Source organism: Hydrogenophaga sp. SNF1 (assembly GCF_034421675.1).
Taxonomy (GTDB): domain Bacteria; phylum Pseudomonadota; class Gammaproteobacteria; order Burkholderiales; family Burkholderiaceae_C; genus Hydrogenophaga; species Hydrogenophaga borbori.
Genome location: NZ_CP139793.1, coordinates 3960767 through 3981023, shown reverse-complemented (window position 1 = coordinate 3981023; position 20257 = coordinate 3960767). Strand labels below are relative to the sequence as shown.

Genomic DNA, 20257 nt, shown 5'->3' with positions numbered 1-20257 from the left:
CCGATCATGCTGACCAAGAAAGAACAACGCCTGCGCCGCGCGCGCCAGACCCGCATCCGCATCGCCCAGCAGGGCGCGGTGCGCCTGACGGTGAACCGCACCAACCTGCACATCTACGCCAACGTCGTGTCCGCCGACGGTTCGCGCATCCTCGCCTCGGCTTCCACGGCCGAGAAGGAAGTGCGCGCCCAGTTGGGTGCCTCGGGCAAGGGTGGCAACGCCGCCGCTGCCGCCGTCATCGGCAAGCGCATCGCCGAGAAGGCGAAGGCCGCCGGCATCGAGAAAGTGGCGTTCGACCGCTCGGGCTTTGCCTACCACGGCCGCGTCAAGGCCCTTGCAGACGCCGCCCGCGAGGCCGGCCTGCAGTTCTGATGAAACGGGATCAACGACATGGCTAAGTTTCAGGCAAACATCAAGAACGAAGCGAACGAGGACGGTCTGCGCGAAAAGATGATCGCGATCAACCGCGTGACCAAGGTGGTCAAGGGCGGTCGCATCCTCGGTTTCGCAGCGCTCACCGTCGTCGGCGATGGCGATGGCCGCGTGGGCATGGGCAAGGGCAAGGCGCGTGAAGTGCCGGTGGCCGTGCAAAAGGCCATGGAGCAGGCCCGCCGCAACATGATCAAGGTGTCGCTCAAGGATGGCTCCCTGCACCACGCGGTGCACGGCGAACACGGCGCCTCGAACGTGATGATGCTGCCGGCCGTCAAGGGTACCGGCATCATCGCGGGCGGCCCGATGCGCGCTGTCTTCGAAGTGCTGGGCGTGACCGACGTCGTGGCCAAGAGCCACGGTTCGAGCAACCCTTACAACCTGGTGCGCGCCACGCTGGACGCGCTCGAGAAGTCCACCACCCCGGCCGAGGTCGCCGCCAAGCGCGGCAAGACGGTCGAGGAAATCCTGGGCTGAGAGGAATCCCCATGAGCACTCCCAACACCCTGAAGGTCCAGCTCGTGCGCAGCCCCATCGGCTGCAAGCAGAGCCACCGCGACACCGTGCGCGGCCTGGGCCTGCGCAAGCTCAATAGCATCAGCGAACTGCAGGACACCCCGGCCGTGCGCGGCATGATCAACAAGATCAGCTACCTGGTCAAAGTCCTCTGATCGGAGACGACGACATGGAACTCAACAACATCAAGCCAGCCGAAGGCGCCAAGCACGTGAAGCGTCGCGTGGGCCGCGGCATCGGTTCGGGCCTGGGCAAGACCGCGGGTCGCGGCCACAAAGGCCAGAAATCGCGCGCCGGTGGCTACCACAAGGTGGGCTTCGAAGGCGGTCAGATGCCGATGCAGCGCCGTCTGCCCAAGCGTGGTTTCAAGTCCGCGCTGCTGCAGTTCAACGCCGAAGTGACCCTGGGCCAGCTCAACGCGATCGAGGCCACCGAGATCGACGTTCTGGTGCTCAAGCAGCTCGGCCTCGTGCCCCAGCTCACCAAGCGCGTGAAGGTCATCAAGTCCGGTGAGATCACGCGCGCCGTGACGCTCAAGGACGTGCTGCCGACCGCTGGCGCCAAGGCCGCGATCGAAGCCGCCGGCGGCAAAGTCGCCGCGGCCGCCTGATCACGCCCGTTCGAAAGGACCTCGTGGCAACCGCTTCCCCGTCCCTGGCCAAGACCGGCAAGTACGGCGACCTGCGTCGCCGGCTGGTCTTCCTGCTGCTGGCGCTGGTGGTGTACCGCGTCGGCGCGCACATTCCTGTGCCGGGCATCAATCCGGAGCAGCTCCAGCAGCTCTTCCAAGGGCAGCAGGGCGGCATCCTGAGCCTGTTCAACATGTTCTCGGGCGGCGCGCTCTCGCGCTTCACCGTGTTCGCGTTGGGCATCATGCCGTACATCTCGGCCTCCATCATCATGCAGCTCATGACGTACGTGATCCCCACGTTCGAGCAGCTGAAGAAGGAGGGCGAAGCGGGCCGCCGCAAGATCACCCAGTACACGCGCTACGGCACGCTGGCGCTGGCGATCTTCCAGGCCATGGGCATCGCGCTGGCGCTGGAAGGCCAGGCGGGCCTCGTGATCGATCCGGGTATGGGCTTTCGCCTGACGGCGGTGGTGAGCCTGGTGGCGGGCACGATGTTCCTCATGTGGCTCGGCGAGCAGATCACCGAACGCGGCCTGGGCAACGGCATTTCGCTGCTGATCTTCGCAGGCATCGTCGCCGGCCTGCCGAACGCCATCGGCGGTCTGCTGGAGCTGGTCCGTACCGGTGCCATGAACGTGCTGGTGGCCCTGTTCATCATCGCGCTCGTGGTCCTGGTGACCTACTTCGTGGTGTTCGTCGAACGCGGCCAGCGCAAGATCCTGGTGAACTACGCGCGCCGTCAGGTGGGCAACAAGGTCTACGGCGGCCAGTCGTCGCACCTACCGCTCAAGCTGAACATGGCCGGCGTGATCCCCCCGATCTTCGCTTCGTCCATCATCCTGCTGCCCACCACGGTGGTGAGCTGGATCAGCACCGGCGATTCGACCCGCTGGCTGCGCGACCTGGCCTCGGCCCTGTCGCCCGGACAGCCGATCTACGTGGCGCTGTATGCGGCGGCCATCATCTTTTTCTGCTTCTTCTACACCGCCCTGGTTTTCAACAGCCGGGAAACCGCGGACAACCTGAAGAAGAGTGGCGCCTTCATCCCCGGCATTCGTCCGGGCGACCAGACGGCCCGCCACATCGACAAGATCCTGCTTCGGCTGACGTTTGCCGGTGCGATCTATATCACCGCGGTGTGCCTGCTGCCCGAGTTCCTGATCCTGGAATACAACGTGCCCTTCTACTTCGGTGGCACGTCCCTCCTGATCATCGTGGTCGTGACCATGGATTTCATGGCCCAGGTGCAAAACTACATGATGTCGCAGCAGTACGAATCGCTGCTCAAGAAAGCGAATTTCAAGACTTCCCTCGGCAACTGAACCATGGCCAAGGACGACGTGATCGAAATGCAGGGTGAGGTGGTTGAAAACCTCCCCAACGCGACTTTCCGCGTCAAGCTCGAAAACGGGCACGTGGTCCTCGGCCACATCTCCGGCAAGATGCGCATGCACTACATCCGCATCCTGCCCGGCGACAAGGTCAAAGTGGAGCTCACGCCCTACGACCTGACCCGTGCCCGCATCGTGTTCCGCGCCAAGTGAAGCGCCTGTACTGAACGTTTACCGGATTTCTAGGAGAAGAAAATGAGAGTTTCGGCTTCGGTCAAGAAGATGTGCCGCAACTGCAAGATCATCAAACGCCACGGCGTCGTGCGTGTGATCTGCACCGATCCCCGCCACAAGCAGCGTCAAGGCTGATCGATTCGTCAAGAGGATTCACATGGCTCGTATTGCAGGCATCAACATTCCGCCGCACAAGCACGCCGAGATCGGCCTGACGGCGATCTTCGGTATCGGCCGCACCCGCGCTCGCCAGATCTGCGACGCGTGCGGCATCGCGTACAGCAAGAAGATCAAGGACCTCTCCGACGCGGAGCTCGAGAAGGTGCGTGACCAGGTGGGCACGTTCACCATCGAGGGTGACCTGCGCCGCGAGACCACGATGAACATCAAGCGCCTGATGGACATCGGCTGCTACCGTGGCTTCCGCCATCGCCGCGGCCTGCCGATGCGTGGTCAGCGCACCAAGACCAACGCACGCACGCGCAAGGGTCCGCGCAAGGCCGCCCAGTCGCTGAAGAAGTAATCGGTTCGAAGGAAAACCATGGCCAAGTCCCCCTCCAGCAGCGCCGCCGCCCGCGTTCGCAAGAAAGTCCGCAAGAACATCGCGGACGGCATTGCGCACGTGCACGCGTCGTTCAACAACACCATCATCACCATCACCGACCGCCAGGGCAACGCGCTGTCGTGGGCGTCGTCGGGTGGCCAGGGCTTCAAGGGTTCGCGCAAGTCGACGCCCTTCGCGGCCCAGGTGGCCTCCGAAGTGGCCGGTCGCGCCGCGATGGAACAGGGCATCAAGAACCTCGACGTCGAGATCAAGGGCCCCGGCCCGGGTCGCGAGTCGTCGGTGCGTGCGCTGGGTGCCCTGGGCATCCGCATCACCTCGATTTCCGACGTGACGCCCGTGCCCCACAACGGCTGCCGCCCCCAAAAGCGCCGCCGCATCTGAGCCCGTCTTCACCGGGCATCTGGCTTCGCGCTAGAATGCCGGGTTCTCCGAGCGCCACCGCAGTCATGCTGCGGTGGCATTTTTGCTAAGCCCACCGCCCCCGCCATCGCGGGATGGCTCCCGCAATCACAGTCCCTGTGGGTTGCGGCAGACGACAAAAGGAAACCAACGTGGCACGTTACCTCGGCCCCAAGGCCAAACTGTCCCGTCGCGAAGCCAGCGACCTGCTGCTCAAGAGCGCGCGCCGCTCGATCAGCGACAAGGCCAAGTTCGACTCCAAGCCCGGCCAGCACGGCCGCACCTCGGGCCAGCGCACCTCCGACTTCGGCGTGCAGCTGCGCGAGAAGCAGAAGGTCAAGCGCACCTACGGCGTGCTCGAGCGCCAGTTCCGCCGCTACTTCGCCGAGGCCGACCGCCGCCGCGGCAACACCGGCGCCAACCTGCTGTTCCTGCTCGAGTCGCGCCTGGACAACGTCGTGTTCCGCATGGGCTTTGCTTCCACCCGTGCCGAAGCGCGCCAGATCGTGTCGCACAAGGCCATCACGGTGAACGGCCAGTCGGTCAACATCCCGTCCTTCCTGGTCAAGGCCGGTGACGTGGTCGCTGTGCGCGAGAAGTCCAAGAAGCAGGCCCGTGTGATCGAGGCGCTGGAACTGGCCAAGCAGATCGGCTTCCCCGGTTGGGTTGAAGTGTCGGTCGACAAGGTTGAAGGCGTCTTCAAGAAGACCCCTGACCGCGATGAATTCGGCTCGGACATCAACGAGTCGCTCATCGTCGAACTGTATTCGCGTTAATCCCGTCCCCGGCCGGGCGCGGCATCCGCTGCGTCGCCGGGCCATTCCATGCTCCGTCTGCCTTATCGGTGTAACGAGCCGAGGGAACTGAAGGAAGTCTGAATGCTGAACAACCTGCTCAAGCCCAAGTCCATCAACGTCGAGCAACTCTCGGCCAATCGCGCCAAGGTCACGCTGGAGCCCTTCGAACGCGGCTACGGGCACACCCTGGGCAACGCCCTGCGCCGCGTGCTGCTGTCGTCCATGGTGGGCCATGCCCCCACCGAAGTGACCATTGCTGGCGTGGTGCACGAATACTCGTCCATCGACGGCGTTCAGGAAGACGTGGTCAACCTGTTGCTCAACCTCAAGGGCGTGGTGTTCAAGCTCCACAACCGCGACGAGGTGACCCTGAGTCTGCGCAAGGACGGTGAGGGGGTCGTGACGGCCGCCGACATCCAGACGCCGCACGACGTCGAGATCGTCAACCCCGACCACGTCATCGCCACGCTGTCGGCCGGTGCCAAGCTGGACATGCAGATCAAGGTCGAAAAGGGCCGCGGCTACGTGCCTGGCACGCTGCGCCGTGGCGACGAAGCCGCCCGCTCGATCGGCCGCATCGTCCTCGACGCGTCCTTCTCGCCGGTCAAGCGCGTGAGTTACACGGTGGAAAGCGCCCGCGTCGAGCAGCGCACCGACCTCGACAAGCTGGTGCTCGAGATCGAGACCAACGGCTCCATTGGCCCCGAAGAGGCCGTGCGCGCCTCGGCCAAGATCCTCGTTGAACAGCTCGCCGTGTTCGCCCAGCTGGAAGGCGCCGACCTCTTCACGGAGGCGCCGCAACAGCGCAGCTCGCAGCAGTTCGACCCGATCCTGCTGCGCCCTGTGGACGAGCTCGAACTCACCGTGCGTTCGGCGAACTGCCTGAAGGCCGAGAACATCTATTACATCGGTGACCTGATCCAGCGCACCGAGAACGAGTTGCTCAAGACCCCGAACCTGGGCCGCAAGTCGCTCAACGAAATCAAGGAAGTGTTGGCCTCGCGTGGTCTCACGCTGGGCATGAAGCTCGAGAACTGGCCGCCCGCCGGCCTCGACAAGCACTGATCTCAACCCCTGAGCCCTCGGGCCAGGCCATGACGAACCGCCGGTACCTGATACGGCCGGCGGCAAAAGACGGAAAGGAAACACCATGCGTCACGGACACGGACTTCGCAAACTCAACCGCACCAGCGAGCACCGCCTCGCGATGCTGCGCAACATGATGAACTCGCTGCTCACGCACGAGGCCATCAAGACCACGCTGCCCAAGGCCAAGGAACTGCGCCGGGTCGTCGAGCCCATGATCACCCTGGCCAAAGAGCCGACGGTGGCCAACCGCCGCCTGGCCTTCAACCGCCTGCGCGATCGCGACGTGGTGGTCAAGCTGTTCGACGAACTCGGCCCGCGCTTCAAGGCCCGTCCCGGTGGCTACACCCGCATCCTGAAGATGGGTTTCCGCGTGGGCGACAACGCGCCCATGGCCCTGGTGGAGCTGGTTGACCGCGCCGAACCGGCCGCCGATGCCGGTGAAGCCGACAAAGCGTGATATAATTTTTGGCTTGACGCGGAGTGGAGCAGCCTGGTAGCTCGTTGGGCTCATAACCCAAAGGTCGCAAGTTCAAATCTTGCCTCCGCAACCAAACAAACCCAGTGCCAGCTGGTGAAGAAGGCCCTCGAATCGAGGGCCTTTTTTCTTGGTGGCGCCGCGAATGCCTGCCGCGCGCGGCGTCGGCCGGCGACGGCCCGGATGCCATAATCGCCGCACTGCGGGAGAGCGGGGCCCCGGGCCCCCGCCGAAGGCGCAAACTCCCATCATCGCTCAGGCACCAGGACCGCAGTCACCCATTTCGCCGACTGGAGAGCGGCCGTCGCACGGCCCACCGAAGGGGCAAGCCGCGTCAGCGGCTGAAACTCTCAGGTTCAAGGACAGAGGGGGAGGCGCAGCAGGATCGCATCGATGCGACGCGATCGCCTGCGACCACCTATTGGAGTCCTGGTGCCTTCTCCCCATCCGCACACCCCCCCGTCCCGGGGCGCGTCGACGCGCTTTGTCATTGCCCTTGTCCTGGGACTGCTCGCGGGTCTCTCGCTGGGCGGCGCCTACGCGCTTCACCGCCTGTGGCAGGAGCTGCCCAGCGTGGCGGCCCTGACCGACTACCGCCCCAAGCTGCCGCTGCGCATCCACGCCCGGGACGGCCGCCTGTTGGCCGAATACGGTGAGGAGCGCCGCGAGCTCGTGGCGATCGAGCAGATCCCCAAGCGCATGCGCGAGGCGCTGCTGGCCATCGAGGACGCGGGCTTCTACGCGCACCGCGGCGTGGACTTCTCCGGCCTGGCGCGCGCCGCCTGGAGCAACCTGTTCGCCGGGGGGCGCGCGCAGGGCGGCAGCACCATCACCATGCAAGTGGCCCGCATGTTCTTTCTCAGTCCCGAGAAGACCTACCGCCGCAAGATCATGGAGGTGCTGCTGGCCTGCAAGCTCGAGGCGCACCACGACAAGGACACCCTGCTCGAGCTCTACATGAACCAGGTCTACCTGGGTGAACGGGCCTATGGCTTTGCCGCCGCCGCCTCGGTGTACTTCGACAAGGCGCTGCATGAGCTCACGCTGGCCGAGGCCGCGATGCTGGCGGGCCTGCCCAAGGCGCCCTCGGCCTACAACCCCGTGGTCAACCGCGAGCGCGCCGTGGTGCGGCAGCGCTACATCCTGTCGCGCCTGTTGGCGCTCGGCTGGATCGACCAGGACGCGCACGACCAGGCCCAGGCCGAGCCCCTGGTCCTGCGCTCGCCCGAGCGCTTGGGTGGGCTGCACGTGGGGCATGCCGTGGAGCAGGCCCGCCAGCGGGTGGTGGAGCGTTTCGGCGACGCGGCGTACACGCGCGGTCTGGACGTGGTCCTCAGCATCGACGCGGACCTGCAGCGCGAGGCCATGCGCGCGCTGCGCGGCGGTTTGCTGCGCGCCCAGCAGCAGCGCGGCTACGCCGGACCGGAAGCCCGGCTGCCGCCGCCCTGGCGATTCGACCGGCCGGGGCTGCGGCGCGCGCTGGCCCCGTACCCCGACAGCGGCGAGCTGCAGGCGACCCTGGTGCGCGAGGTGTCGTCCGCGGGGCTGCAGGCCCACCTGCGCGACGGCAGCGCCATCGCGCTGGCGCACCGCGCCGGGCGGGGCCCGCGCATCGAGGTCGGTTCGGTGATCCGCGTGCAGCGCGACGCGGCACAGGGCTGGCGCCTGGCCCAGCTGCCGCGAATGGAGGGCGCCCTGGTCTCCATCGACATGGACACCGGTCACATCCTGGCCCTGGCCGGCGGCTTCGACCCGCGCCTGGGCCAGTACGACCACGCCATGCAGGCCCTGCGCCAACCCGGCTCCACCTTCAAGCCATTCGTCTACTCCGCGGCGCTGGAGCGCGGCTACTTCCCCGGCACGCTGGTGGAAGACCGCCAGCGCGTGGTGACGCCGGCCGCCCCGGGGCGCCGCGCCTGGGCTCCCCGCAACCACGGCGACCGCTACGACGGCTTCGTGACGGCCCGCGACGCGCTGGCGCGGTCCCGCAACGTGGCCACGGTGAACCTGATGGAGGCGGCGGGTGCGGTGTACGTGCGCGATTTCGCGGCGCGCTTCGGCTTCGATCCGCAACACAACCCGGCGGCCCTGCCACTGGCCCTGGGCGCGGGCGCGGTCTCGCCGCTGGGGCTGGCGCAGGCCTACGCGGTGTTCGGCAGCGGCGGCGAATGGCGTCCCGCCGTGCTGATCACCCGCGTGAGCGAGCGTGGCGGCGCGGTGCTGTACGACGCCGCCGACCCCGCGCCGGCGTTGCGCTCCGTCTCCGAGCGCAACGCCTACATCGTGGACAGCATGCTGCGCGACGTCGTGCAGCAGGGCACGGCGCGGCGTGCCCTGCGCCTGGGCCGCCCCGACGTGGCGGGCAAGACCGGCACCTCCAACCAGGCCCGCGACGTGTGGTTCGCGGGCTATTCGTCGGGGGTGTCCACCGTGGTGTGGATGGGCTACGACCAGCCGCGCAGCCTGGGCCGGGCCACCGGGGCCACGCACGCGCTGCCCGTGTGGACCGAGTTCATGGCCAGCGCCGTGGCTGGCCGCTCGCCGCGCCAGCGCGAGCGGCCTGGCGGCGTCGTGGTCCATGCCGGCGACTACGCCTATGCCGAGTACGCGGCCAGCGTTTGCGTGCAGGACGACAACGACCGGGTGGCGGGGCCGTTCGACTGCGCGCCGGATGCGCCCGGCGGGGCGCCGCCGGGTTGAGGGCGCGCAGGCCGCCGCGGCGGCCCGCGCGCCGGTGCGTCAGCCGCGCGCCTCGCTCAGTCGCTGCCCGGTCCGGGCCGGTGCGCCGCTGCGGTCCAGCAGGCCCAGCACCACCTGCAGCGCCAGCGCCACGGCACCGCCGATGAACACCAGGTCGCCGAAGGTGCGCACCCAGCGCAGCGTCTGCAGCAGCGGCTGCTGCATGAAGGTCTCGCTGCGGGCGTACCACAGGCCCTCGCCCACGCTCGCCATGAACTGGATGAAGCCGATCGGCAGCAGGCTGGTGAAGATCATCAGCACCAGGCCCAGGTTCAGGCCCCAGAAGCCGGCCTTCATCAGCGGCTCGCTGAACACGGCGCGGGGCCGCAGGTAGCGCAACACCATCAGCGTGAAGCCCAGTGCCAGGAAGCCATAGACGCCGAACAGGGCCGCGTGCGCGTGCACGGGCGTGGTGTTCAGGCCCTGGATGTAGTACAGCGAGATCGGCGGGTTGATCATGAAGCCGAAGACGCCCGCGCCCAGCATGTTCCAGAAGGCCACGGCGACGAAGCACAGCAGCGGCCACTTCAGGTCGTCCATCCAGGGCGCGCGGGTCTTCAGGCGCCAGTTCTCGAAGGCCTCGTGGCCCAGCACGATCAGTGGCACCACCTCCAGCGCGCTGAACGAGGCGCCCACGGCCATGACCGGCGTGGTGGTGCCCGCGAAGTACAGGTGGTGGAAGGTGCCCGGGATGCCGCCCAGCAGGAACAGCGAGGCCGAGGCCAGGCTGGCCGTGGTGGCCATGCGGCGCGACACCAGCCCCATGCTGGAGAAAACGAAGGCCAGGGCGGTGGTGGCGAAGACCTCGAAGAAGCCCTCCACCCACAGGTGCACCACCCACCAGCGCCAGTACTCCATCACCGACAGGCTGGTGCGCTCGCCGTAGAACAGGCCCGCGCCGTAGAACAGGCCGATCGCGCCGACCGAGGCCGTGAGCAGGGCCAGCAGGTTCTTGTCCTGGCCGTCGCGCGCGAACAGCGCGGGCAGCACGCCGCGCAGCATCAGCACCAGCCAGAGCAGGATGCCGACCCACTTGAGGATCTGCCAGATCCGTCCCAGGTCCACGTACTCGTAGCCCTGGTGGCCCAGCCAGAAGTTCCACTCGGGCGGCATCTTCTGCGCGATGGCCAGGTAGTTGCCCACGAAGGAACCGACGCAGACGAAGACCAGCGCCCAGAACAGCACGTCCACGCCCAGCTTCTGGAACCTCGGGTCCTTGCCGCCGTTGATGACAGGCGCGAGAAACAGGCCCACCGCCAGGAAGCCGGTGGCGATCCAGAACAGCGCGGCCTGGATGTGCCAGGTGCGCGTGAGCGAGTAGGGGAACCACTGCGACAGGTCGATGCCGTAGAAGCTGCGCTCCACGGTGTAGTGGGCGGTGAAGCCGCCGATGAAGACCTGGAAGACGAACAGCGCGACCACCAGGAACAGGTATTTGCCCAGCGCGCGCTGCGAGGGCGTGAGCGCGAAGGCCGTCAGCGGGTCGCGCGCCGGTGCGGCCGGCAGCGGCTCGTCGTGGTCGCGCAGGAAGGCCCAGGCCCAGACCAGCAGGCCGATGCCCGCCAGCAGGATGACCACGCTGGCGATGGACCAGACCACGTTCTCCTTGCTGGGCACGTTGCCGATCAACGGTTCATGCGGCCAGTTGTTGGTGTAGGTCACCGGCGTGCCGGGCCGCTCGGTGGCCGCGGCCCAGGCGGTCCAGAAGAAGAATTGCGCGAGCCGCTCGCGCCGCGTGGCGCTGGGCAGGGTGTTCTCCTTCATCGCAAAGCTCTCGCGGCTCTTGGCCAGCGCGGGCGCGTCGGAGAACAGCTGGTCGTAGTAGGCGGCCGTGTGCGCCATGGCCTGCGCGCGCCGCTCGCTCACCACCAGCGCGCCATCGGCGCCGACGCCATTGGCGCGGTACTCGGCCCGCAGCTCGGCGCGCAGCGCGCCCTGCAGGCTGGCGTCGAGGTCCGCGTAAGCCCGCCCGTGCCGCTCGCGGGCGGCCAGGTCGAGCCAGGCCGTGAGTTCGCGGTGCAGCCAGTCGGCCGTCCAGTCGGGGGCCTGGTAGGCGCCGTGGCCCCAGATGGAGCCGAGCTGCATGCCGCCCACCGACTGCCAGGCGGTCTGTCCGTCCAGGATGTCCTCCTGCGTGAACAGCGCCTTGCCTCCCGCGGTGCTCACCTGCGCCGGCACCGGCGGCGCCGAGCGGTAGACCTCGGCGCCGAAGTAGCCCAGCAGCGAGAACATGACGATGCACACGCCGATCAGCGCGAACCAGTACTTTTTGTAGATACCCATGAGGCTTCTCCCGTGCGTCAGTGCACGTCCGCCGGCGCGAAGCGCTCGAACAGTACGTTGTTTTCCAGGTGGATGTGGGCGATCAGGTCGTCGCGGAAGGCGACCAGGCCGCTGTAGAGCGCGCGCCAGGTGGTGCAGGCGCCGCGCGGCGGCGTGAAGTCCTGCGTGAGCTCGCCGAGGCGGCGCAGGGCCACACCGTGCTCCTCGTGTTCGCCGCGCATCACGCCGATGGGCATGCCGCCCATGGCGCCGTGTCCGCGCGCGATCAAGGGGAACAGCACCAGCTCTTCCTTGCGCATGTGGCTCTCCAGTTCCTGGCCCATGGCCATGAGGTGGTCGGCCAGGCCCTGCGGGCAGTCCGCGCGGTCGCCGTGCACCTGTTCGACCCGCCGCGCCAGCCGGATCAGCTCGGGCAGCTGCTCGCGGTGCACCGCGTGGTAGCGCGACAGGATGTGGTCCACCAGTTCGGTGTCGGTGGCCCGGCCCCAATCAAACGCCTCGGACGGTGCCTCGCGCGCCTGCAGCGCCAGCAGCTCGGCCGCGATGGCCTCGCCGTCGACGCCGGCGGCCGTGGCCGCCGTGCGCAGCGTGCGGTTGCCCGCGCAGCAGAAGTCGAACCGGTGCGCGTCGAACACGCGGGTGGCGCCGGGAATGCGCCGGGCCAACTGGCCCAGGGATTGGTCCATCAGGTCCATGCTTGCTCCTTGGTGAATGGGTCGCCGGGCGATATGCGATCCGCGTGCCAAAAAAATTCCCTTGCCAATCAAAGGCTTGGATTGACCAGGGTCAAATCCACCCTGGGCGCGCCACGGTACAAATCACCGCATGGGGTACGAATGACCATCGACACGACGCAACTGCTGCTGCTGACCGACCTGGTGGCCGAGCTGCCGGCCGCGGTGCGGCTGCAGCGCCTGGTGGGCAGCCTGCGCGCGCACTTCGCCTGCGGGGCGGTGGCGCTGCTGCGGCTCGAGCAGGAGCACCTGCGGCCCCTGGCGGTGGACGGCCTGGCCAGCGACGCGCTGGGCCGGCGCTTCGCGGTGAAAGACCACCCCCGGCTGGCGGCCATCCTCGCGCGGCGCGGCGCCACCCGCTTTCCCCACGACAGCGCGCTGCCCGATCCCTACGATGGCCTGGTCGATGGCCACCCCGGCCAGCCCCTGCCGGTGCACGACTGCATGGGCATGGCGCTGGACGTGGAGGGGGAGCGCTGGGGCGTGGTGACGCTGGACGCCTTGGACATCGGCCGCTTCGACGCCCAGGCCCAGCGCGATCTGGAACAGCTCGCCAGCGCGATCGAAGCGGCGGTGCGGCTCACGCGGCTGGAGGTCGAGGTCCGCGCCCTGCGCACGGCGGGCTGGCCGGCGCCGTCCGGTGCGCGCGCCCACCCGCGCGAGGACAGCGACATCGTCGGCCAGAGCGAGGCCATCGTGCACCTGCTGCACGAACTGCAGGTGGTGGCCGATTCCGAACTGCCCGCGCTGCTGCTGGGCGAGACCGGCGTCGGCAAGGAACTGTTCGCGCACCGCCTGCACCAGCTGTCGCGCCGCGCCGGCAAGCCGCTGGTGCACGTCAACTGCGCGGCCTTGCCCGAGTCGCTGGCCGAGAGCGAGCTGTTCGGCCACGCCAAGGGCGCCTTCTCGGGCGCGATGAGCGAGCGGCCGGGCCGCTTCGAGGCCGCCGATGGCGGCACGCTGTTCCTTGACGAGGTGGGCGAGCTGCCGCTGGCCATCCAGGCCAAGCTGCTGCGCACGCTGCAGAACGGCGAGATCCAGCGCCTGGGCACCGACCGCCCGCGGCGCGTGAACGTGCGCGTGATCGCGGCCACCAACCGCCAGTTGCGCGAGCTGGTGCGCGAGGGCGCGTTCCGCGCCGACCTCTACCACCGCCTCTCGGTCTACCCCATTCCCATTCCGCCGCTGCGCGAGCGCGGCAACGACGTGCTGCTGCTTGCCGGCCGCTTCCTCGAGCTCAACCGTGCCCGGCTGGGGCTGCGCAGCCTGCGCCTGTCCGCCGAGGCCGACGCCGCGCTGCGCCGCTACCGCTGGCCTGGCAACGTGCGCGAGCTGGAGCACGTGATCAGCCGCGCGGCGCTCAAGGCGGTGAGCCGGGGCGCCGACCGCCGCGGCATCGTGACCCTGGAGCCGGACATGCTGGACCTCGACGAGGGGGACGCGCCGGCGCAGGACCGCGCCGTGCCGGGCGCCAGCGCCGCACCGGTGCCCGCGCCGGCGCCGCTGCATGAGACGGTGGCGGCCACGCAGCGCCAGGCCATCCAGCAGGCGCTGGCGCTGCACGGCGGCAACTGGGCCGCCGCGGCCCGCGCGCTGGACCTGGACGCCAGCAACCTGCACAAGCTGGCCCGCCGGCTCGGGCTCAAGGCCTGAGCACCACGGCCCCGCGGGGACCGCGGGGTGAAGGCGCCCTAGGGGTGCTCGCCCACCGCCTTGTAGATGCCCGCGCGCACCGGGCCATGCTCACGCAAGCCGGTGCGCATGGCTTCCAGGTAAGCGTTCCAGTCGTAGCCGGCGGCGGCGGCGAAGTGCATCAGCAGCTGTCCGTTGACACCGAGCACGTACAGCAGACCGATGTCGGGCCGCTGCAGGGCCTGCGTCTCCTGCGGATCCAGCTCGTGGGCCGACAGGTACTCGCCGGGCGCCGACCGGAACCGCCGCAGCGCCTCGGGGTTGCGGTTGAGTTCGTAAATCACCTTCTGCACGCCATAGAGGCTCATCGTCTTCTCCGGTTCGGGCGCCGCCGCCGTGGCCTCACAGGTCCAGCACGAGCCGCGGCGAGCGGGCCCGCGACACGCAGATGACCATCGAGCGGCCCGCGTCGCGCTCCTCCTGCGACAGCACGTAGTCGTGGTGGTCGACCTCGCCCTCGAGAACCGTGGTCTCGCAGGTGCGGCACAGGCCTTCCCGGCACGAGCACGGAACGCCGATGCCATGGGCTTCCAGCACGTCCAGGATGCTTTTGTCCGGCGGCACCTGCAGGCGCAGGCCGCGCCGGCGCAGTTCGACCTCGAAGGCGCCGGCGGGACCGGCCGCTTCGACGCTGGGCGCGGGCGCCGAGAAGTACTCGAAGTGCAGGCGCTCGGGCGGCAGGTGCGCGCCCTGGGTCCGCACGGCGTCCATCAGCGCGCTCGGACCGCAGCAGTAGACGTGCTCGCCCTCGCGCACGTCGGCCAGGGCCTCGCGCACGTCCAGCGCCGCCCCGCCGCACAGGGCGTCGAAGTGGAAGCGCACCGCGGCGCCGTGCGGGCCCAGGGTGTCATAGAAGGCCGCGCGCTGCGGACTGCGGGCGGCGTACACCAGGCGCCAGGGGCGCTGGTGCGCGACGCACCACTGCACCATGGACATGATGGGCGTGATGCCGATGCCCCCCGCCACGAACAGGTAGCTGTCCAGGCCCGGGTCCAGCCGGAAGTGGTTGCGCGGCGCGCTGGTCTCCAGGCGATCGCCGCAGCGCAGGCTGCGGTGCACGAACGCCGAGCCGCCCCGGCTGGCCGGCGACAGGCCCACGCCGATGACGTAGCGATCGCGCTCGCGGCAGTCGTTGCTGATCGAGTAGTGGCGCACCAGCCCGCCGGGCAGCCGGATCTCCAGGTGCGCCCCGGGCTCGAAGGCGGGCAGCGGGGCGCCCTGCGGGTCCCGCAGCTCCAGCAGCAGCACGCCCCCGGCCTCGGCCCGCACGTCGCTGACCTGGAGCACCAGGCCGTCCTTCTGATTCGACATCGCGCGCCTCAGGCCGTGGCCCGCTGGGACACCGGCATGGCCATCGGCTGGGCCGCGGACTTCGCCGCCTGCTGCTCGGCCTTCACGCGCTCATCGAATACCCAGCGAAAGTGCGACAGCGCCGCGTCGGCGCCGATCGCCAGCATCTTGAATTCGGGGTCGGCGTCGAGCAGCTTCTGCTGCCCTTCGATGAAGGCCTTGTCCTCCATGAAGCCTTCCTCGATGCTGTTGCGAAGCGAGCGTGCGATGTTGGGGTCGTCGAGGTCGAAGTCGTGCAGGTAGTTCCAGAAGAAGTGGGTGCTGCGGCGCGTCTCCGGGGTCATGAACTGGCAGTTGCAGTAGCTGCGCGCGCCTTCCTTGTTGCCGTCCTTGAGGCCGCTGCCGGCCGGGGCGAAGGTGGTGTAGAGGAAGAACATGCCGGGGATCTGCATGTGGCCGATGTTCTTGCGGTCCACCTTGTCCGTCTTGTTCGGGATGACCTTGCGGTGGTAGGGCGGCGGGTCCGAATCCAGGTGCCAGCGCTCCACGCGAAAGCCGTCCTCCAGCCGCTCGATGGCCACCGGCTTGGTCTTGTAGGCATACTCTTCCGAGCCGCCCAGCGTATTGGTGTGCACGAAGGCCAGGTGCGCGAAGTCGCTGAGGTTGTCGACGATCAGCATCCAGTTGGCGTCGTAGTGCATGTAGTCGGGGATGCCGCGCCAGGCCGGGTCGCGCATGGCCGGGAAGTCCACGATCTTGGCCGGATCGGCCTGGTCCTCGTCGCCCATCCAGATCCACACGATGCCGTCGCGCTCGACCACCGGGTAGCTGCGCACGCCGAGCTTGGGCGGCACCCGTTCCTGGCCCGGGATCTCGATGCACTTGCCGGACGGGTCGAACTTCATGCCGTGGTACATGCAGCGCAGGCAGTCGCCCTCGATGCGCCCCAGGTCCAGCGGCGCGGCCCGGTGGCAGCAGCGATTGTCCAGCGCCACGACACGACCGCTGTCGCCGCGGTACAGCACGACCGGCACCTCCAGCAGCGTTCGCGCCAGCTTCCTGCCGTCGATGAGGTCGTGCGACCACGCCGCGACGTACCAGCAGTTCATGAGAAAGATCCCGTCCTTGTGTGCCATTGCTTCTCCTGATGTGGGGTTGATCCAAGCGTTTGGATGGCGCCGAGATTAGGGTTCGCCAGCCCTGGCATCTACGGGGTCTCGGTGGACACACTGTCCCCTGCGCTGGACAATCGATGCATGACCAGCAACTGGGACGACTACGACCTCTTCTGCCACGTGGTCGAGCACGGCAACTTCTCCGCCGCGGCGCGCGCGCTGGACCGTCCCAAGTCGAGCCTGAGCGCGGCGGTGATCCGCCTCGAAACCTCGCTGCAGGCGCGCCTGCTGGAGCGCACCACGCGCCGGCTGCGCATGACGGAAGCCGGCGAGGCGCTCTTCCATGGCATGGGACCCCTGTTCGCCGCGCTGCGCGAGGCCCACCTGGCGGTTCTCGAGCAACGGCAGGGCGTGAGTGGCACGCTGCGCATCGCCGCGCCCTACGAGTTCGGCGCCGAGCACCTGGCCCCGGTGGTGTGCGCGATGATGGAGCGCTACCGGCAGTTGCGCATCGAACTCGACGTGCACCACGCCTCGCTCAACCCGCTGGAGCAAGGCCATGACCTGGCGTTCGCGATGCTGGAGTCGGCCCTGCCGGCCTCGACCATCGTGGTGCGCCGGGTGATGTCGCTGGAGCGCAAGCTCTACGCCGCGCCCGCGCTCATCAAGGCCCACCGCTCGCCCGCCACGCCGCGGCAGCTGGCCAAGATGCCCATGCTGGCGGGGCTGAGCGACACCGAGTGGCGCTTCCGGGGGCCCGATGGCGGCACCGAGAGCATCACCCTGCAGTCGCCTCGACTGGTCAGCGGGAACGCCGACGTGCGGCTGCAGGCGGCCATCGCCGGCCACGGCGTGCTGCGGGTGGCCGAGCCCTTCGCCACGCCCGCCATCGGCGCGGGCCTGCTGCAGCGCCTGCTGCCGGACTACAGCTGCGACCCGCTGCGCGTGTACGCCTTGTTGCCGGCCAAGCGCCTGATGCCGGAGAAGGTGCGGCTGTTCCTCGAGACGCTGGAGCAGCAGGTGCGGCAGGACGTGACTGGTCGGGGCAGCCTCATGGGCTGGACCAGCCGGCGGCTCATAGGCGCAGCGCCTGAGGCAGCCACAAGGTGATGGCGGGCACGGCGATCAACAGGCCCAGCCGCACCAGGTCCACCAGCACGAAAGGCGTGACGCCGCGCCAGATGGCGCCCGTGGGCACTTCCGGCAGCATGCTGCGCAGCACGAAGACGTTCATGCCCACGGGTGGCGTGATCAGGGAGATTTCGGCGACGCAGACGATCAGCACGCCGAACCAGACCGGGTCCAGGCCCATGTGCGTGATCAGCGGAAAGAAGATCGGCACCGTGAGCAGGATCATCGACAGGGTTTCCATCGCCGCGCCGAGCACCACGTAGATCAGGCAGATGCCCACCACCACCATGAGGGGCGACAGCCCCAGGCCGACGACCGCGTCGCGCAGGTCGGTGGGCATGGTGGTGTAGTTGATGAAGTTGGCGAACAGCGAGGCGCCGATCAGGATGGTGAAGAGCATGGCCGAGGTGCGGCCCGATTCGCCCAAGATCTCGATGAGCCGGCCCCAGGACAGGGTGCGCCGCAGCGCGGCGAACAGCAGGCCGCCCATGGCGCCCACGCCGGCGGCCTCGGTGGCGGTGAACAGCCCGCCGTACAGGCCCCCCATGACGACGCCGAACAGCAGCAGCACCGCCCACACCTTGCGCAGCGCCTGCCAGCGCTCGCGCCAGGGCGTGTGCTCGCCCGGCGGGCCCAGTTCGGGCGAACGGGCCGTGACCACCGCCGCGGCCACCATGTACAGCGCCATCGCCAGCAGGCCCGGCAGCAGGCCGGCGGCGAACAGGGCGCCGATGCTCTGCTCGGTCATGATGCCGTAGATGACCAGGATCACGGACGGCGGGATCAGGATGCCCAGCGTGCCGCCGGCGGCGATGGTGCCGGCCGCGAAGGAGTCGGCGTAGCGGTAGCGCCGCATCTCGGGCATGGCCACCCGGGCCATGGTGGCCACGGTGGCGAGCGAGGAGCCGCAGATCGCGCCGAAGCCCGCGCAGGACACCAGTGTCGACAGCGACAGCCCGCCGCGGCGGTGTCCGAAGAAGGCGAACGAGGCGCGAAAGAGCTCGCGCGACATCCCGGCCTGCGTCACGAGCTGGCCCATGAGGATGAACAGCGGCACCACCGACAGGGTGTACTTGGCGACGTCCAGCACCTCCGTGGTGGCCGAGGCACCGGCCGCCGGCCAGCCGCGCATGAAGCCCATGCCCGCCACGCCCACGATGCCCATGGCGAAGGCCAGTGGCACGCGCAGGAACATCAGCAGGAAGAGGCCTCCGAACCCGAGCATGGCTTCGTTCATGGGGTGGTCTCCGGTGGGGTGTCGTCGATGGAAGGGGCGGGCGCGAACGCCAGGCCCAGGTGCATCGCGGCCGTCAGCAGCAGCAGCGCCGCGATCGCATAGTGGAAGTTCGCCAGCCCGATGGACAGGATGGGCGTGGTGTCGCCGTACGAGGCGGTGCGGGCCGCCCGCGCGAACAGCAGCACGCCGATGCCGGCGAGGATCGCCGCGCAGCACAGGTCGGCGAGCCGTGACTGCAGGTGCTTCAGGCGGGCGGGCAGCCAGGGGTCGAACAGGTCGAACAGCACGTGCTCGCCTTGGAGGGAGGCCAGCGGCAGCCCGGCGAACACCGTCACGAGCATCAGCAGTTCGACCAGTTCCACCACACCGGGCAGGCCGATGCCGAGCAGCTTGCGCGCGACCACGTCGGCGCATTGCAGCAGCATCATGGCGAAGATCGCGGCGGCCACCGCCCAGGTCAGCAGCTTCTGGATCCGCGCCGTGACCGCGATCCGTGGCGTGGGCGCGGCCGCCGGCGTGGCGGGGCTCGCGAGCATCAGCGCTGCTGCTTCGCGATTTCGGCGCGAAGCTCCTGCAGGACCTGGGCCGCGTTCGGCAGGCCCTTCTGCTTCGCCGCGTCCACCCATTGCTGCTCCAGCGGCGCGGTCTTCTGGCGGATCGCCTCGATCAGCGCCGGCGAGGAGGGCGAGGAGTCCACGCCGATGGCGTCCAGCGCGGCGCGGCCACGCTGGTCGGCGGCGTCCCATTCGCGGCCGATGCGACGGGCCAGCGGTTCGCCCGACAGCTTCTCGATGGCCGCGCGGTCGGCGGCGGAGAGCCGGCCCCAGGTGCCTTCGTTCATGAACATCGCGAAGCTGGTGTTGTAGAGGCCGCCCGGGATGTTCGTGCGGTACTTGATGAACTTCTCCAGGCGGTACACGGGCACGGATTCGGCCGGGAAGAAGACGCCGTCGACCACGCCGGCCGACATCAGCTCGTAGGACTCCACCGAAGGCTTGAGGATGGCGCTGGCGCCCAGGGCCTGGGCGACGTCCTTGACCATGCCCCCACCCACACGGAACTTCAGGCCGCCGAGGTCCGCGAGGGTCTTGATCGGGCGCTTCGACAGGTAGATGTCGGCCGGCCCGTGCGTGAAGACCGAGAGCACCTTCAGGCCCTTGTGCTCCTTCGCGAAGGCGTCGTGGCGCTCGAAGATGCGCTGGTAGGCGACGGAGTTGATCTCGGCCGAGTGGCCCAGGAAGGGCAGTTCGGCCACCGAGGTCAGCACGAAGCGGCCCGGCGTGTAGCCGTGGATGCCGAAGGACAGGTCGGCGAGCCCGTCGCGCACGGCGTCGAAGGTGGCGGCCGGGCCCGCCACCGGCTTGGGCAGGATGTTGCAGCTCACGCGCTTGTCCGTGGCCTGGGCCACGTCGTCGCACCACTGGCTGACGGCCTTCATCACGGGATGGGTCTGCGGCACGAACATCGAGGTCGTGAGCACCGTCTGCGCCGATGAGAGCAAGGGCACCAGGGCCAGTGCGAGCAGCAGCGTGCGAGGGGTCGCCAATTTCATGGTGTTGTCTCCTGG

General features: G+C 68.7%; 23 protein-coding genes, 1 tRNA gene and 1 riboswitch. Of the genes, 16 read left to right on the top strand and 8 right to left on the bottom strand.

The window, feature by feature from the left end:
- The first annotated feature begins 6 nt into the window (after positions 1-6).
- The 14 genes from rplR (at position 7) to SOM08_RS18995 (ending at position 9169) form a co-directional block, all read left to right on the top strand.
- Positions 7-372 (top strand): 50S ribosomal protein L18, encoded by a 366-nt coding sequence (gene rplR / locus SOM08_RS19060; protein ID WP_070399520.1) that lies wholly within the window; start codon positions 7-9, stop codon positions 370-372.
- A gap of 18 nt (positions 373-390) precedes the next feature.
- The gene (gene rpsE / locus SOM08_RS19055; protein WP_070399521.1) at positions 391-909 is read left to right on the top strand and encodes a 30S ribosomal protein S5; all 519 of its coding nucleotides are present in this window, start codon (positions 391-393) and stop codon (positions 907-909) included.
- An 11-nt stretch (positions 910-920) separates the two neighbouring features.
- Positions 921-1103 (top strand): 50S ribosomal protein L30, encoded by a 183-nt coding sequence (rpmD, locus tag SOM08_RS19050; RefSeq protein ID WP_070399522.1) that lies wholly within the window; start codon positions 921-923, stop codon positions 1101-1103.
- Between the two features lie 14 nt (positions 1104-1117).
- On the top strand, positions 1118-1558 hold the full coding sequence (gene rplO / locus SOM08_RS19045) for a 50S ribosomal protein L15 (protein WP_116959790.1): 441 nt from the start codon (positions 1118-1120) through the stop codon (positions 1556-1558).
- Positions 1559-1581: 23 nt separating this feature from the next.
- Positions 1582-2901 carry a preprotein translocase subunit SecY gene (gene secY, locus SOM08_RS19040; protein ID WP_116959792.1) on the top strand — a complete coding sequence of 440 codons (1320 nt, stop codon included), beginning with the start codon at positions 1582-1584 and terminating at the stop codon, positions 2899-2901.
- A gap of 3 nt (positions 2902-2904) precedes the next feature.
- Positions 2905-3123 (top strand): translation initiation factor IF-1, encoded by a 219-nt coding sequence (gene infA, locus SOM08_RS19035; protein WP_009514918.1) that lies wholly within the window; start codon positions 2905-2907, stop codon positions 3121-3123.
- Positions 3124-3165: 42 nt separating this feature from the next.
- A complete protein-coding gene (gene rpmJ, locus SOM08_RS19030; protein ID WP_009514917.1) occupies positions 3166-3279 on the top strand; it encodes a 50S ribosomal protein L36 in 114 nt (37 codons plus the stop codon).
- Positions 3280-3301: 22 nt separating this feature from the next.
- Complete coding sequence (gene rpsM / locus SOM08_RS19025) at positions 3302-3667, top strand: 30S ribosomal protein S13 (RefSeq protein WP_009514915.1); 366 nt, start codon at positions 3302-3304, stop codon at positions 3665-3667.
- An 18-nt stretch (positions 3668-3685) separates the two neighbouring features.
- Positions 3686-4090: a 30S ribosomal protein S11 gene (rpsK, locus tag SOM08_RS19020; protein WP_009514913.1), complete on the top strand. Its 405-nt coding sequence runs from the start codon at positions 3686-3688 to the stop codon at positions 4088-4090.
- A gap of 170 nt (positions 4091-4260) precedes the next feature.
- The gene (gene rpsD, locus SOM08_RS19015) at positions 4261-4884 is read left to right on the top strand and encodes a 30S ribosomal protein S4 (RefSeq protein WP_070399525.1); all 624 of its coding nucleotides are present in this window, start codon (positions 4261-4263) and stop codon (positions 4882-4884) included.
- A gap of 102 nt (positions 4885-4986) precedes the next feature.
- Entirely contained in the window at positions 4987-5970 is a 984-nt protein-coding gene (locus SOM08_RS19010) for a DNA-directed RNA polymerase subunit alpha (RefSeq protein ID WP_070399526.1), read from the top strand.
- An 85-nt stretch (positions 5971-6055) separates the two neighbouring features.
- Positions 6056-6451 (top strand): 50S ribosomal protein L17, encoded by a 396-nt coding sequence (rplQ, locus tag SOM08_RS19005; protein WP_070399527.1) that lies wholly within the window; start codon positions 6056-6058, stop codon positions 6449-6451.
- Positions 6452-6468: 17 nt separating this feature from the next.
- A tRNA-Met gene (locus SOM08_RS19000) sits at positions 6469-6545 on the top strand.
- A gap of 204 nt (positions 6546-6749) precedes the next feature.
- A riboswitch (glycine riboswitch) is annotated at positions 6750-6845 on the top strand.
- A gap of 56 nt (positions 6846-6901) precedes the next feature.
- Positions 6902-9169: a PBP1A family penicillin-binding protein gene (locus SOM08_RS18995; protein WP_322469522.1), complete on the top strand. Its 2268-nt coding sequence runs from the start codon at positions 6902-6904 to the stop codon at positions 9167-9169.
- A gap of 39 nt (positions 9170-9208) precedes the next feature.
- On the opposite strand, the gene SOM08_RS18990 is transcribed toward SOM08_RS18995, so the two are convergent.
- Positions 9209-11491, bottom strand: coding sequence for a nitric-oxide reductase large subunit (locus SOM08_RS18990; RefSeq protein ID WP_322469521.1), 2283 nt, complete (start codon positions 11489-11491; stop codon positions 9209-9211).
- A gap of 17 nt (positions 11492-11508) precedes the next feature.
- Positions 11509-12186: an iron-sulfur cluster repair protein YtfE gene (gene ytfE / locus SOM08_RS18985; protein ID WP_322469520.1), complete on the bottom strand. Its 678-nt coding sequence runs from the start codon at positions 12184-12186 to the stop codon at positions 11509-11511.
- Positions 12187-12327: 141 nt separating this feature from the next.
- On the opposite strand from ytfE, the gene norR reads away from it, so the two are divergent.
- The gene (gene norR / locus SOM08_RS18980) at positions 12328-13878 is read left to right on the top strand and encodes a nitric oxide reductase transcriptional regulator NorR (protein ID WP_116959814.1); all 1551 of its coding nucleotides are present in this window, start codon (positions 12328-12330) and stop codon (positions 13876-13878) included.
- A 38-nt stretch (positions 13879-13916) separates the two neighbouring features.
- On the opposite strand, the gene SOM08_RS18975 is transcribed toward norR, so the two are convergent.
- Genes SOM08_RS18975 through SOM08_RS18965 form a run of 3 tightly spaced genes read right to left on the bottom strand, consistent with a single transcriptional unit; the run spans position 13917 to position 16343 of the window.
- Complete coding sequence (locus tag SOM08_RS18975) at positions 13917-14225, bottom strand: aromatic ring-opening dioxygenase subunit LigA (RefSeq protein ID WP_322469519.1); 309 nt, start codon at positions 14223-14225, stop codon at positions 13917-13919.
- A gap of 34 nt (positions 14226-14259) precedes the next feature.
- On the bottom strand, positions 14260-15228 hold the full coding sequence (locus SOM08_RS18970) for a PDR/VanB family oxidoreductase (RefSeq protein ID WP_116959819.1): 969 nt from the start codon (positions 15226-15228) through the stop codon (positions 14260-14262).
- Positions 15229-15236: 8 nt separating this feature from the next.
- Positions 15237-16343, bottom strand: a complete 1107-nt coding sequence (locus SOM08_RS18965; RefSeq protein WP_322469518.1) for an aromatic ring-hydroxylating dioxygenase subunit alpha — start codon at positions 16341-16343, stop codon at positions 15237-15239.
- A 120-nt stretch (positions 16344-16463) separates the two neighbouring features.
- Here SOM08_RS18965 and SOM08_RS18960 point away from each other — a divergent pair, with 120 nt between their 5' ends.
- Positions 16464-17432, top strand: a complete 969-nt coding sequence (locus SOM08_RS18960) for a LysR family transcriptional regulator (protein WP_116959823.1) — start codon at positions 16464-16466, stop codon at positions 17430-17432.
- Here the strand turns inward: SOM08_RS18960 and SOM08_RS18955 are convergent.
- The 3 genes from SOM08_RS18955 to SOM08_RS18945 are packed head-to-tail and all read right to left on the bottom strand — an operon-like array spanning position 17398 to position 20242.
- The gene (locus SOM08_RS18955; protein ID WP_116959825.1) at positions 17398-18690 is read right to left on the bottom strand and encodes a TRAP transporter large permease; all 1293 of its coding nucleotides are present in this window, start codon (positions 18688-18690) and stop codon (positions 17398-17400) included. The genes SOM08_RS18960 and SOM08_RS18955 overlap by 35 nt on opposite strands.
- Positions 18687-19226 (bottom strand): TRAP transporter small permease, encoded by a 540-nt coding sequence (locus tag SOM08_RS18950; protein ID WP_181936511.1) that lies wholly within the window; start codon positions 19224-19226, stop codon positions 18687-18689. The genes SOM08_RS18955 and SOM08_RS18950 overlap by 4 nt, the downstream gene beginning before the upstream one ends.
- Entirely contained in the window at positions 19226-20242 is a 1017-nt protein-coding gene (locus SOM08_RS18945; RefSeq protein ID WP_322469517.1) for a TRAP transporter substrate-binding protein, read from the bottom strand. The genes SOM08_RS18950 and SOM08_RS18945 overlap by 1 nt, the downstream gene beginning before the upstream one ends.
- Positions 20243-20257 lie beyond the last annotated feature (15 nt).

Bases quoted from the DNA above. Each gene is read 5' to 3' on its own strand.
- SOM08_RS18990 (WP_322469521.1), bottom strand. From the start codon at position 11,491: ATGGGTATCTACAAAAAGTACTGGTTCGCGCTGATCGGCGTGTGCATC.
- ytfE (WP_322469520.1), bottom strand. From the start codon at position 12,186: ATGGACCTGATGGACCAATCCCTGGGCCAGTTGGCCCGGCGCATTCCC.
- SOM08_RS18950 (WP_181936511.1), bottom strand. From the start codon at position 19,226: ATGCTCGCGAGCCCCGCCACGCCGGCGGCCGCGCCCACGCCACGGATC.
- norR (WP_116959814.1), top strand. From the start codon at position 12,328: ATGACCATCGACACGACGCAACTGCTGCTGCTGACCGACCTGGTGGCC.
- rpsM (WP_009514915.1), top strand. From the start codon at position 3,302: ATGGCTCGTATTGCAGGCATCAACATTCCGCCGCACAAGCACGCCGAG.
- SOM08_RS18945 (WP_322469517.1), bottom strand. From the start codon at position 20,242: ATGAAATTGGCGACCCCTCGCACGCTGCTGCTCGCACTGGCCCTGGTG.
- rpsK (WP_009514913.1), top strand. From the start codon at position 3,686: ATGGCCAAGTCCCCCTCCAGCAGCGCCGCCGCCCGCGTTCGCAAGAAA.
- SOM08_RS18975 (WP_322469519.1), bottom strand. From the start codon at position 14,225: ATGAGCCTCTATGGCGTGCAGAAGGTGATTTACGAACTCAACCGCAAC.
- rplQ (WP_070399527.1), top strand. From the start codon at position 6,056: ATGCGTCACGGACACGGACTTCGCAAACTCAACCGCACCAGCGAGCAC.
- rplR (WP_070399520.1), top strand. From the start codon at position 7: ATGCTGACCAAGAAAGAACAACGCCTGCGCCGCGCGCGCCAGACCCGC.
- SOM08_RS18970 (WP_116959819.1), bottom strand. From the start codon at position 15,228: ATGTCGAATCAGAAGGACGGCCTGGTGCTCCAGGTCAGCGACGTGCGG.
- rpmD (WP_070399522.1), top strand. From the start codon at position 921: ATGAGCACTCCCAACACCCTGAAGGTCCAGCTCGTGCGCAGCCCCATC.
- infA (WP_009514918.1), top strand. From the start codon at position 2,905: ATGGCCAAGGACGACGTGATCGAAATGCAGGGTGAGGTGGTTGAAAAC.
- SOM08_RS18960 (WP_116959823.1), top strand. From the start codon at position 16,464: ATGACCAGCAACTGGGACGACTACGACCTCTTCTGCCACGTGGTCGAG.
- SOM08_RS18955 (WP_116959825.1), bottom strand. From the start codon at position 18,690: ATGAACGAAGCCATGCTCGGGTTCGGAGGCCTCTTCCTGCTGATGTTC.
- rpmJ (WP_009514917.1), top strand. From the start codon at position 3,166: ATGAGAGTTTCGGCTTCGGTCAAGAAGATGTGCCGCAACTGCAAGATC.
- rplO (WP_116959790.1), top strand. From the start codon at position 1,118: ATGGAACTCAACAACATCAAGCCAGCCGAAGGCGCCAAGCACGTGAAG.
- SOM08_RS19010 (WP_070399526.1), top strand. From the start codon at position 4,987: ATGCTGAACAACCTGCTCAAGCCCAAGTCCATCAACGTCGAGCAACTC.
- SOM08_RS18965 (WP_322469518.1), bottom strand. From the start codon at position 16,343: ATGGCACACAAGGACGGGATCTTTCTCATGAACTGCTGGTACGTCGCG.
- rpsE (WP_070399521.1), top strand. From the start codon at position 391: ATGGCTAAGTTTCAGGCAAACATCAAGAACGAAGCGAACGAGGACGGT.